This window comes from Streptomyces sp. ISL-36, from assembly GCF_018614205.1.
Lineage (GTDB): Bacteria > Actinomycetota > Actinomycetes > Streptomycetales > Streptomycetaceae > Streptomyces.
Genome location: NZ_JAGGOS010000161.1, coordinates 1 through 12,114, shown reverse-complemented (window position 1 = coordinate 12,114; position 12,114 = coordinate 1). Strand labels below are relative to the sequence as shown.

General features: G+C 71.0%; 10 protein-coding genes. 4 read left to right on the top strand and 6 right to left on the bottom strand.

The window, feature by feature from the left end; translation table 11 throughout:
• Both J7E93_RS32970 and J7E93_RS32965 read left to right on the top strand, forming a co-directional pair.
• Nucleotides 1-1,178: AI-2E family transporter (locus J7E93_RS32970; RefSeq protein ID WP_215073715.1), on the top strand; the 1,178-nt coding region annotated here is incomplete at its 5' end.
• Entirely contained in the window at nt 1,175-1,858 is a 684-nt protein-coding gene (locus tag J7E93_RS32965; RefSeq protein ID WP_215073714.1) for a hypothetical protein, read from the top strand. The genes J7E93_RS32970 and J7E93_RS32965, both read left to right, overlap by 4 nt.
• Before the next feature lie 53 nt (nt 1,859-1,911).
• Here J7E93_RS32965 and J7E93_RS32960 read toward each other — a convergent pair whose 3' ends face one another.
• A complete protein-coding gene (locus tag J7E93_RS32960) occupies nt 1,912-2,457 on the bottom strand; it encodes an alkyl hydroperoxide reductase (protein ID WP_215073713.1) in 546 nt (181 codons plus the stop codon).
• A gap of 17 nt (nt 2,458-2,474) precedes the next feature.
• Nucleotides 2,475-3,029 carry a peroxiredoxin gene (locus J7E93_RS32955; protein ID WP_215073712.1) on the bottom strand — a complete coding sequence of 185 codons (555 nt, stop codon included), beginning with the start codon at nt 3,027-3,029 and terminating at the stop codon, nt 2,475-2,477.
• A 131-nt stretch (nt 3,030-3,160) separates the two neighbouring features.
• Between J7E93_RS32955 and J7E93_RS32950 the strand changes: the two genes are divergently transcribed.
• Nucleotides 3,161-4,135, top strand: coding sequence for a hydrogen peroxide-inducible genes activator (locus tag J7E93_RS32950; RefSeq protein WP_215073711.1), 975 nt, complete (start codon nt 3,161-3,163; stop codon nt 4,133-4,135).
• A 77-nt stretch (nt 4,136-4,212) separates the two neighbouring features.
• Here J7E93_RS32950 and J7E93_RS32945 read toward each other — a convergent pair whose 3' ends face one another.
• Genes J7E93_RS32945 through J7E93_RS32935 form a run of 3 tightly spaced genes read right to left on the bottom strand, consistent with a single transcriptional unit; the run spans nt 4,213 to nt 7,765 of the window.
• Complete coding sequence (locus tag J7E93_RS32945; protein WP_215073710.1) at nt 4,213-6,564, bottom strand: FtsX-like permease family protein; 2,352 nt, start codon at nt 6,562-6,564, stop codon at nt 4,213-4,215.
• Nucleotides 6,561-7,244 (bottom strand): ABC transporter ATP-binding protein, encoded by a 684-nt coding sequence (locus tag J7E93_RS32940; RefSeq protein WP_215073709.1) that lies wholly within the window; start codon nt 7,242-7,244, stop codon nt 6,561-6,563. Before J7E93_RS32940 ends, J7E93_RS32945 begins: the two co-directional genes overlap by 4 nt.
• The gene (locus J7E93_RS32935; protein WP_215073708.1) at nt 7,241-7,765 is read right to left on the bottom strand and encodes a PadR family transcriptional regulator; all 525 of its coding nucleotides are present in this window, start codon (nt 7,763-7,765) and stop codon (nt 7,241-7,243) included. Before J7E93_RS32935 ends, J7E93_RS32940 begins: the two co-directional genes overlap by 4 nt.
• A gap of 262 nt (nt 7,766-8,027) precedes the next feature.
• Here J7E93_RS32935 and J7E93_RS32930 point away from each other — a divergent pair, with 262 nt between their 5' ends.
• Nucleotides 8,028-10,214: a transglycosylase domain-containing protein gene (locus J7E93_RS32930; RefSeq protein WP_215073707.1), complete on the top strand. Its 2,187-nt coding sequence runs from the start codon at nt 8,028-8,030 to the stop codon at nt 10,212-10,214.
• Between the two features lie 123 nt (nt 10,215-10,337).
• Here J7E93_RS32930 and J7E93_RS32925 read toward each other — a convergent pair.
• A partial coding sequence (locus J7E93_RS32925; protein ID WP_251067430.1) for a SpoIIE family protein phosphatase occupies nt 10,338-12,114 on the bottom strand: 1,777 nt, incomplete at its 5' end.

Here is a 12,114-nt window from a genome sequence, read left to right as displayed (position 1 = left end):
CCCCCGCCTACGCGCCCGCCGTCGCCGCGCGGCCCGACCCCGTCGCCGCCATCCCGTGGGGCATGCGGGTCGCGGCCGAGGCCGGCTGGCGGCTGCTCGTGCTCGCCGGCACCCTCTGGGTGCTGATGAAGGTGATCAGCTCCGTCCAGCTGGTCGTACTCGCCTTCGTCGCCGCGCTCCTCATCACCGCGCTGCTCCAGCCCACCGTCGCCCGGCTGCGGAAGATGGGGCTGCCCCGCGGGGTGGCGACCGCCGTCACCGCCTTCTCCGGCTTCGTGGTCATGGGCCTGGTCGGCTGGTTCGTGGTCTGGCAGGTCATGGACAACATCGACAACCTGTCCGACCGGGTGAGGGACGGCATCGAGGAGCTCAAGCGCTGGCTGCTCGACTCCCCGTTCCATGTGACCGAGCAGCAGATCAACGACATCGCGCAGAACCTCAGCGACACCATCGGCGCCAACACCGAACAGATCACCTCCGCCGGACTCCAGGGCGTGACCGTGGTCGTCGAGGCGATGACCGGCATACTGCTCGCGATGTTCTCGACGCTCTTCCTGCTCTACGACGGGAAGAAGGTCTGGAACTGGACGCTGAAGCTGGTGCCCGCCCAGGCCCGGCCCGGCGTCGCGGGCGCCGGCCCCCGTGCCTGGCGGACGCTGACCGCCTATGTGCGCGGCACGGTGATCGTCGCCCTCATCGACGCGGTCTTCATCGGTCTCGGGCTGTACTTCCTCGACGTCCCGATGGCCGTGCCGCTCGCCGTCTTCATCTTCCTCTTCGCCTTCATCCCGCTGGTCGGCGCCGTCGTCTCCGGTGCCCTCGCGGTCGTGGTCGCCCTCGTCACCAACGGGGTGTTCACCGCCCTGATGGTGCTGGTCGTGGTCCTGGCCGTGCAGCAGATCGAGGGCCATGTGCTGCAGCCGTTCATCCTCGGCCGTGCGGTACGCGTCCACCCGCTCGCCGTCGTCCTCGCGGTCGCGGCCGGCGGTCTGACCGCGGGCATCGGCGGCGCGGTGGTGGCGGTGCCGCTGGTCGCGGTCACCAACACGGCGGTCGGCTACCTCCGCGCGTACAGCACCGAACAGGCGCTGCGCAGCACACCCGAGCCGCGCGGGGCGACGGCGTACGCCGTGGCGCCGACCCCGGCTCCCGGATCGGCCGACAGAGGCGACGCGTGATCTCCGAACCCGAACTGGTGGACGATACGGCCTTCCCCGCCGCCGAGACCGTACGGATGGACCCGCCGCCCCGCGCCCCGCGGCCCCGGCGCCCGTGGCTGTGGGCGCTGGGCGGCGCGGTGGTGGCGTCGGCGGTGTGGGCCGGAGGACTCTACGCGTACGAGAGGTCCCAGGACGGCGGTCCCGACCTGGGCGGGTACCGCACGGTGGAGAACCTCTGCGCGAGGGCCGAACTGAAGGCGCTCTCGGTGGAGCTGGGGGAGAAGTCGACGGACGCCGAGACCCCGACGGAGAAGCATCCCGCGCTGGACAGGGCGCGATGCTCGACGACGCTCGGGTCGCCCGAGACGGGCTACAGCGCCGTGGTCGTGTACGACCTGCACAAGGTGACCGATCCGGGGCCCGAGTTCGAGCCGCGGATCGCGGAGTCGGGGACGGACACCGAGCCGGTCGCGGGGCTGGGGGAGCGGGCGTTCTTCCACCGTGACGAGGACGACTCCGGCGCCTGGATGCGCGTGCTCGACGGGCAGGTCGAGCTGGAGATCTGGATCTACGCCCAGCAGAACTGGGACGCGGAGACGAACCAGTCCCTGCCGAGCACGAAGAAGGTCGATCTGTCCGGCATCGACACCGTCCTCGCGCAGGACATGAAGGCGCTGATGGCCGCGCTCAAGAAGTGACGGAAGGGCCCCGGGGTTCATGACCCCGGAACCCTTCCTCGCGCGAGGCGGCCTTACTCGGCCAGCAGCGCTTCCGCGTCCAGCGTCACGCCGACCGCCTGGATCACCGAGGCGATCTTGACGGCCTCCTGGATCGTCTCGCGGTCCACACCGGCCTTGCGGAGCACCTGCTCGTGCGAGTCCAGGCACTGGCCACAGCCGTTGATCGCGGAGACGGCCAGCGACCACAGCTCGAAGTCGATCTTCTCGACCCCGGGGTTGCCGATGACGTTCATCCGCAGACCGGCGCGCATCGTCCCGTACTCGGGGTCCGACAGCAGGTGCCGGGTCCGGTAGAAGACGTTGTTCATCGCCATGATCGCGGCGGCGGACTTGGCCGCCGTGTACGCCTCGGGCTTGAGGTTGGCCTTCGCCTCCGGCGCCAGCTCGGCGAGGACCTTCGGCGAGCGCGAGGCGATCGCGCAGGCCAGGACGGTGCCCCAGAGCTGCTGCTGCGTGAGCAGCCCGGTGTTCTCGGCGTTTCCGATCACCGAACCGAGGTTCAGCTTCAGGTCCTTGGCGAAGTCCGGAACGGCGGACTTGAGTTCGTCGAGAGCCATCTGAAGTTCACCCGTCCTTACTCGCCCGAGAGGAGCGCGACCGGGTCCAGCGTGGTCTCGCCCTTGGTCCAGTTGCACGGGCACAGCTCGTCGGTCTGCAGGGCGTCCAGGACCCGCAGGACCTCCTTGGGGTTACGGCCGACGGAGCCGGCGGTCACCATGGTGAACTGGATCTCGTTGTTCGGGTCCACGATGAAGACGGCGCGCTGGGCGAAGCCGTCCTCGCCCTCGACACCGCAGTCGCGCATGAGCTCGTGCTTGGAGTCGGCGAGCATCGGGAAGGGCAGGTCACGCAGGTCGGCGTGGTCCTTGCGCCAGGCGTGGTGCACGAACTCCGAGTCGCCGGAGACGCCGAGGATCTGCGCGTCGCGGTCCGCGAACTCGTCGTTCAGCTTGCCGAAGGCGGCGATCTCGGTGGGGCAGACGAAGGTGAAGTCCTTCGGCCAGAAGAACACCACACGCCACTTGCCCTCGTAGGACTTGTGGTCGATCTGCTCGAACTCCTTGCCGCTCTCCAGCGACACGCAGGCGGTCAGGTCGTAGGTGGGGAACTGGTCACCGATCGTGAGCACGCGCTCTCCTTGCAGGGTTGGAAGTCCCTTTTGAGGCCTTCCGTGGGGGTTGGACGGCTGTCAGCATGGCACGGAGTGCATTGATCAGTGAAATAGCTAGACTGGGTCGGGTTGATCGAAGGTGGTTATCAGTGGTGCTCCCGCACAATCCCCCGTACGGCCCGTACCGAGGCAAGCAGCCGAGCCTCTCCCAGCTCAGAGCCTTTGCCGCGGTGGCCGAGCATCTGCACTTCCGTGATGCCGCGGCGGCCATCGGAATGAGCCAGCCGGCGCTCTCGGGCGCGGTTTCGGCTCTCGAAGAGGCACTCGGTGTCCAGCTCCTCGAGCGTACGACGCGCAAGGTCCTGCTCTCGCCCGCGGGCGAGCGGCTCGCGGCGCGGACGAGGGCCGTCCTGGACGCCGTGTCGGAGCTGATGGAGGAGGCGGAGGCGGCGCAGGCGCCGTTCACCGGGGTGCTGCGGCTCGGCGTGATCCCGACCGTCGCCCCGTATCTGCTGCCCACGGTCCTGCGCCTGGTCCATCAGCGCTATCCGGAGCTGGACCTCCAGGTCCACGAGGAGCAGACCTCCTCGCTCCTGGAGGGGCTCGCCGCCGGACGGCTCGACCTGTTGCTGCTTGCCGTACCGCTCGGCGTGCCCGGGGTGACCGAACTCCCGCTCTTCGACGAGGACTTCGTGCTCGTCACCCCGGAGGGGCATCCGCTGGCCGGCCGGGACGACATCCCCCGGGAGGCGCTGAAGGAGCTCAAGCTGCTGCTCCTGGACGAGGGGCACTGTCTGCGCGACCAGGCCCTCGACATCTGCCGCGAGGCCGGCCGCACCGAGGGGGCGCCGGTCACCACCACCGCGGCGGGCCTGTCCACCCTGGTGCAGCTGGTGGCCGGCGGCCTCGGCGTGACCCTGCTTCCGCGCACCGCGGTCAAGGTCGAGACGGCCCGCAACACCGCCCTCTTCACCGGGCGGTTCACCGACCCGGCGCCCTCCCGGCGGGTGGCGCTCGCCATGCGGACGGGTGCGGCCCGTCAGGCGGAGTTCGAGGAGCTGGCGGGCGCCCTGCGGGGTGCGATGAAGCGCCTTCCGGTCCGGGTGGTGGGCGACGGGGCCTGAAGCCCCGCCTGCTCACCCGCCCGCCTGCCACCCCCGCCTGCCCCACCCCTGCCTGCTCCGTCGTTTCCGGTGTTCCGTCACTCCGTGCGCAGTCCGTCCGCGCGCATCAGCCGCCACAGCGGCGGCAGGCTCAGCAGTGTCACGGCGACGATGAGAGCGGCGCCGACCCCTGTCACCGGCAGGAAGACCCACCAGTCCTCGACCTGCTTGCCGATCATCTTCAGCAGCACCACGCCCAGGCCGAGACCGCCGGCCACCGCGAGCGTCAGGCCCAGCGTGATCGGGATCGCCGTCTGCCACCAGATCGACCAGCTCAGGGTCGTCCGCCGGGCGCCGAACGCGACCAGCGAGGACAGCAGCCGCTTCCGGTCCCGCAGTTGTTCCAGCGTCGTGACCAGGAGCGAGGCCGCGACGAGAAGCATCGTCGCGGTCGCACCGGCCAGGATCCCGGTGCGGACGCTGGAGAACTGCGCGTCCCGCTCGATGTTCTGCAGGGTGTGGACCCAGGCCAGCGGGTCGATGGAGGCGGCGGTGTTCCGCACGTACTCGGCGGCGTCCGGCACCGCCGGGTCGATCCGGATCACCGCATCCGCGTCCGGGTCGTCCAGCCGTGCCACGTCGATGGCCGACGGAGTGGCGAAGACACCGAACTGGTGCCGGCCCATCGGGTCGGGGCGGGAGTCGACCGTGCGGGCCGTCGCCGGGATCCGCCAGGTCGGCATCGGAGTGCCCTTCCGGCTCTCGGGGTCCCGGAGGTCGACCAGCGCACCCGGCCGAGCGGTCTCGGCGAGGTAGGCGTCGTCCGGGCCGCTCTGGTTGCCGTGCGCCTGCGCGATGAAGACGTCGCCGTCCTTGCACGAGGGCAGGTGCGCCAGCTCCGCGAGCGAGACGCAGTCCGCGACGACGATCGAGGTGGTCGGGGCGAACTCCTCGCGCTCCTTCAGCGGCCCCGGCCGGAACACATGCGAGCTGATCGCGCCGACCACGCCGGTGACGCCCTCGGTCTTCGAGAACCTCTCGATCATCTCGCGGGCCTCGTCGCCGTCCCTGGCCGACATCTGCGTCTCCAGCTGGGCCCGCGCGGAGTCCATGGCGGTCACCCGCATGAAGTCGTTCTGCATGGCCTGGAAGAGCATCTGCAGGGCGATCGCTCCCGCCGCCGCGACCACGATCCCGCTGACCGCCCGGGCGGCCGTGCCGCTGCTCATCTGGAGCCTGCGGGTGGCCAGTTGCCAGGCCAGGGGGCCGCCGCGCAGCCGTCTGACGCACGCCTCCACCAGCCAGGGCAGCAGGGTGGTGAGTCCCGTCAGGGCCAGGGCGGCGCCCACGGCGATCCCGGCGCTGTTGATCGCCGTGTCGCGCAGTTCGACCTCACCGACCATCGGTACGAGCAGGGCGGCTCCGGCGGCGAGGAACAGCAGCCGCCACCACAGCCGGCGGGGGCGCGGAGTCGAGGTCCGTACGACCCCGAGCGGTTCGATCGCCACCCCACGCAGCGCGAAGAGCGTCACGGCCACCGCCGAGACGGGCACGACCGTGAGGATCAGCGCGGCGAGCAAGGGCAGCGGCACCACGTCGGCGGGGAAGGCGTTGACGTCCCACACCTGGACCAGGCCGACGAACTGCCGTCCCAGGGCGAAGAATCCGACGCCGAGCCCGAGGCCGAGCAGCGCCGCCGCCAGGGACTCACCGGCGGCGATCCGCCGGGTCATGGCCGCGTCCGCGCCGACCAGCCGCAGCGCGGCGAGCCTCCGGTCGCGCTGCTCGCCGCCGAAACGGACGGCGGTCGCGATGAAGACGAGCACCGGCAGGAGCAGCACGACGCACGCGATGACGACGAGCAGGAGGAGGAAGGCGTTCATCGGTTCCTCCGGAACCGACCAGCCGTAGGTCTTGCCGCGCCCGTCGTAGTTGTCGGTGGTGAGCGTGTCGCTGCCGGCGAGGTACCGCAGTTCGGTGGGACCGATCAGTCCGGCCTCGCCGATCGTGCCGCTGATGCGGTACGGGATCCGCTCGCGCAGGAGGGCGCCGTCCGGGGAGGCGAGCAGCTCGCCGAGCGCGGGGGAGACCAGCATCTCGCCCGCGGCGGGTATCTTCGCGGCGCCCGGGGGCAGCGCGGCCTTGGGACCCTCGGGCCGCAGCAGCAGACCGGTGACGCCGTCCCCGCGGTAGAGCGTCTGGTGACGGACGTAGAGAAAGGTGTCGGGCCCGGGTTGGAGGGTCTCGTAGCTCGCGTCGGGCTCCCGGACCGATTCCCGTACCTCGCGCTGGAACATCATGGTCGGGATGGACGCGGCAAGCAGCAGGAGAGCGACGCCGAGGCCGATGCCGGTGGCGGTCAGGGCCGTCCGGGTCCAGCCGTCGCGGCCCCCGGTGACCGCGAACCGGGCGCCGAGTGCCAGGTCGCGCGCCCAGGTACGCAGCCTCATACCGCCCACTCCGTGTCCCGGACCGAGCCGTCCCGTACGACGACCTCGCGGTCGGAGTACGCGGCGACCCGGGCCTCGTGGGTGACGAGGACGACGGCGGCGCCGGTGTCCCGGGAGGCGTCGGTGAGCAGCTGCATCACGCGCTCGCCGTTGAGCGAGTCGAGCGCGCCGGTCGGCTCGTCGGCGAAGATCACCCGCGGGGCGGTGACGAGCGCGCGGGCCACCGCGACCCGCTGGCCCTGCCCGCCGGAGATCTCACCGGGCCGCTTGGCGCCCACGTCGTCGACCTCGAGCCGCGTCAACCACTCCAGGGCCCTGCGCTCGGCGCTCTTGCGCCGCTCGCCGTTCAAACGCAGCGGAAGGGCGACGTTCTCGACGCAGCTCAGCTCGGGAACGAGCTGCCCGAACTGGAAGACGAAGCCGAAGTCGCTGCGGCGCAGGGAGCTGCGCGCCCCGTCGGAGAGAGTGGTGAGCTCCCGGCCGTCGTAGGTGATGGTTCCGGCGTCCGGCCGGACTATCCCGGCGAGACAGTGCAGCAGCGTCGACTTCCCTGAGCCCGAGGGGCCCATCACGGCGACGACCTCGCCGGCCCGGAGGGCGAAGTCGGCACCCGCGAGCGCGGGGGTCGGTCCGTAGGCCTTGTCGATGCCGGTCGCCCGCAGCAGAGGAGTGGTGGTCATCGGCGGATCTCCTCGGCGAGCCGGTCGAGGCGGGCGGCGGTCAGTTCCAGCCAGCGCAGGTCGGCTTCCAGGTGGAACAGCGCGTGGTCGCAGATCAGCTGGTCGGCGAGGTCGCCGTCCTTCTTGCGCCGGGTCAGCTCCCGCATCAGCCGCAGGTGCTCAGCCCGCTGCACGTCGAGCAGCTCGGCCGCCCCGCGCCCGGTCAGCAGGGCCAGGACGATCTTGGTGTAGAGCGTGGACTGGAGGTACGGCTCCGGCTTCTCCGGCTGCGACAGCCAGCGCTCGACATCGGTGACGCCGGCCTCGGTGATGGCGTACCGCTTCCGCTCGGGGCCGCCACCGGCCTCGACGCCGTCCACCTCGACCAGGCCGTTCTTCAGCAGCCGGGACATGGTCGAGTAGACCTGCCCGTAGTGCAGTGGCCGGTCGTGGCCGAATTTCTCGTCGAAGGCGCGCTTGAGGTCGTAGCCATGGCGCGGACCGGACTCCAGGAGCCCGAGAAGGGTGTGAGCGATGGACATGGCGGCCACTGTACACCCGGTGTATACCCACGATGTATAGCTCCGGGATCGTGGCCTGCGGCGCTCCGTGGCACAGGGTGTGACCGGCGCCGCACAACCATCCGGGCCCCAGGAGCGTCGGTTCCATGAGGGCGGGTGCTGATTCTCACGTCCGGAAAAGACCGGATCGATAGCCCTTTGTCAGCATCAGCGGTGTTAGCTTGCTGAGCTGATTCGGCGCAGGCACCTGGCCGAGACCACGACGAGCGGAGCGACGAAGGACATGAGCCGAACGGACACGCGCCGGGGGAAGAAGGGCGGGCGGATACGCCGACTCTTCACCTGGAAGAAACTCCTGGGCACGTTCTTCGTCGGCTGCCTGCTCCTCATGGGCGCCTTCTACGCGATCTACCTGATGGTCCCGGTGCCCTCGGCCAACGCCCAGGCGACCATGCAGAGCAACGTCTACAAGTACGCCGACGGCAAGATCCTCGCCAGGACCGGTGAGATCAACCGGGAGATCGTCGGTCTGGAGAAGATCCCCAGGGACGTCCAGAACGCCTTCGTCGCCGCCGAGAACAAGACCTTCTACAAGGACAACGGCGTCGACATCAAGGGCACCGCCCGCGGTGCGCTGAACACCATCACCGGCAAGGGCAAGCAGGGTGGTTCGACCATCACCCAGCAGTACGTCAAGAACTACTACCTGGACCAGGACCAGACGGTCACCCGCAAGCTCCGGGAAATGGTGATCGCGCTCAAGGTCGACCAGCGCATGGACAAGAGCGAGATCCTCGCCGGCTACATCAACACCAGCTACTACGGCCGCAGCGCCTACGGCATCCAGGCCGCCGCGCAGTCGTACTACGGTGTCGACGCCGCCAAGCTGAACGTCGCCCAGGGCGCCTACCTCGCCTCCCTGCTCCAGGCACCCAACCAGTACGACTGGACCGCCGCCTCCGCGACCGGCCGCAAGCTCGTCGAGGAGCGCTGGAACTACACCCTGGACAACATGGTCGAGGAGGGCTGGCTCGACCCCGCCAAGCGCGCCGGGTTCACCTTCCCCGTCCCGCAGAAGCCCAAGGCCGCCCCCGGCATGGAAGGCCAGCGGGGCTATCTCGTCGAGGCCGCCAACCAGGAGCTGATGCGCCAGGGCGTCAGCGAGGAGGACATCAAGGCCGGCGGCTGGACGATCACCCTGAACATCGACGAGAAGAAGCAGAAGGCCCTCGTCGCGGCCGTCGAGCGGCAGCTGGAGGCGAAGCTCGACCGCAAGGGCGACAAGAAGGACGCGACGGTCCAGGCCGGCGCCACCTCGGTCGACCCGAAGACCGGCAAGGTCCTCGCGATGTACGGAGGCATCGGCGCCACCGAGCACTGGACGTCGAACGCCACCCGCCGCGACTACCAGCCCGCCTCGACCTTCAAGCCGATCGTCCTCGCCTCCGCCCTGGAGAACGGGGCGAAGACCCAGGACGGACGGCGGATCGGCCTCGGCACGATCTACGACGGCGACAGCCGGCGGCCGGTCGAGGGCAGCGACGTGGCCTTCGCCCCGGAGAACGAGGACGACCGCAGCTACGGCCCGGTCACCGTCCAGAAGGCCACCAACAGCTCGATCAACTCCGTCTACGCCCAGATGATCGTGGACGTCGGTCCGGGCAACGTGAAGAAGACCGCGCTCGACCTCGGCCTGAAGGACGGCCAGGACTTCGGGGAGAGCCCCGCGATGTCGCTGGGCACCATGGGCGCCTCCACCTGGGACATGGCCGCCGCCTACGCCACGCTCGACAACCACGGCGTCAAGGTCACCCCGACCATCGTGAAGTCCGCCGAGCACAAGGACCGCAAGGCCGACCCGGTGAAGCCGATCGGCGCCCAGGTCATCAGCCGCGAGGCCGCCGACACCGTCACCAAGGCGATGACCGGCGTCGTCCGCAGCGGCTCGGGCTTCCGGGCGGCCGGCGACTACCACGCGGCGGGCAAGACCGGCACCTCGGAGAACAACCGCTCCGCCTGGTTCGTCGGCTACACCCCCGAGCTGGTGACCGCCGTCGCCCTCTTCGGCGAGGACACCAAGGGCAACCAGGTCACCCTCACCGACACGATCAACGCGGGCCGCGCCAACGGTGGAAAGACTCCGGCCCAGATCTGGGGTGACTACACCACCAGCGCGCTCGGCGGCGGCTCCGACGCCCGCTTCGACCTGGAGACCGACGACTCGGCGGTCGTCGAACCGGACGGCCCCACCCCGACCCGGACGACGGAGTCCCCGGACCCGACACCGTCGGCGACCACCGGGTCCCCCGACCCGACGCCTCCGCCGACGCCGACGACCACCACGCCGCCGCAGCCGACGCACACGATCACGATTCCGGCTCCGCCGACGGAGACCACGGAGCCGACGCAGCCCACCGGCCCGCCGATCGAACCACCGGTCGGCGGCAACGACGAACGACCCGGACACTGACCTGACGAAGGCGGGACCCGAGAGGGCCCGGCCTTCGCCGTGAACCGTGAACCGTGAACGGTGACCGTGAACCGTGAACGGTGACCGTGAACCGTGCGCCGTCGCCGGAGCCCCGAAGGGGCCTCAGTTACGGGTCGGCAGCTCGAACCAGACCACCTTGCCGCCGGAGAGCCGCGTCGCGCCCCACCGCCTGGCCAGCCGGTTCACCAGGAACAGCCCACGACCGCCCTCGTCCGTGTCCCGCGCCCGCCGCTGCCGCGGCAGCTGCGGGGAGTCGTCACCGACCTCGCAGCGCAGCACGTCCGTCCGCAGCAGCCGCAAGGTCACCGGCCGCTCCGCGTACCGCACGGCGTTGGTGACGACCTCGCTGATCAGCAGCTCGACCGAGTCCGAGAGCTCCTCCAGGTCCCAGCGGGCGAGCGCCCGCCGGGCCAGGCGCCTGGCCCGCCCCGGGGCCGCGTCCTCGGGCTCCAGGAACCAGTACGCCACGTCGCTGGGCGCGATCCCGTCGAACCGGGCCGCGAGCAGCGCGATGTCGTCGTCCCGGTCGCCGGGGCCGAGCATGTCGAGGACGTCGTCGCAGAGCGCCTCAAGGGGTGGCGAGTGGTCCGGGCCGGTCAGCTGGGCCGTCGCCGCGAGGCGCTCCCGCAGCTGCTCGATCCCGGTCCACACGTCCCGCAGCCGGGACTCGACCAGACCGTCCGTGTAGAGCAGCAGGGTGGCGCCGGCCGGGGCGTCCAGCTCGACCGCCTCGAAGTCGACCCCGCCCACGCCGATCGGTGCTCCCGGCGGGACCCGCAGCACCTCCGCCCGGCCGCCGAGGTGGAGCAGTATCGGCGGCGGATGGCCGGCGTTGGCGATGGTGATCCGGTGCGAGACCGGGTCGTACACCGCGTACATGCAGGTCGCCATCCGGTCCTGACCGAGCCGCTGGGCCTGCTCGTCCAGGTGGTGCAGCACCTCCTGCGGCGGCAGATCGAGCCCGGCGAGCGTCTGCGCCGTCGTGCGCAGCTGGCCCATGATCGCGGCGGAGGTCATGGAGTGGCCCATGACGTCGCCGACGACCAGCGCGACCCTGCTGCCCGGCAGCGGGATCGCGTCGTACCAGTCGCCGCCCACCCGGGCCGTCTCGGCGGCCGGCAGATAGCGGGACGCGAGGCGGACACCGGTCGGCTGCGGCAGCGAGTCCGGCAGCATGGTGCGCTGCAGCTCGTCCGCGATGTACGCCTCACGGCCGTACAGCACGGCCTTGTCGATGCCGAGCGCGGTGTGCGTCGCCAGCTGCGCCGCGACGAGCAGGTCGTTGGGCTCGAAACCCGGCCGCTCGGGGCGGCGCAGGAAGACGGCGGCGCCGATCACCCGGCGCCGGCCGCGCAGCGGGGCGAGGATCGCCCGTTGCCCGCCGGGAACCGGATGGTCCCCGCCGAGCAGCTCGGGCAGAGCGGCCCGGGCGGCGGCGGAGTCGCCGAAGACCGGCCGCACCCCGCGCAGCACCTCGGCGAGCGCCCCGCCGGAGCGGACCTCGCACAGCTCGGCCGCCGGAGTCGGGTCGGGGTCGGGGACGAGCACCAGCTCCTCGCCCTCCAGGTCCGTTAAACGCAGCCGGTCGGTGCGGCGCAGCCGGAGCACGAACGGCGCGACCGGCCGCTCGTCCCCCACCGGCAGCGGGTCCCGCAGATAGACCAGGATCGCGTCGGAGAAGGTCGGCACGGTGGCCCGGCACAGGCCGAGCACGATCTCGTCCAGATCTATCCCGCGCGCGATCCGCCGGGTCGCCGCCCCCACGAACCGCAGCCGGTCGCCCTCGTGGCGCGTGGCGAGCGTGTCCTGCGCGCCCGGTGCGGCGGCCATGGACACCGTGGCGGCCACCGGGCCTGCCTGCGCCGGCGCCCCGCCGCCC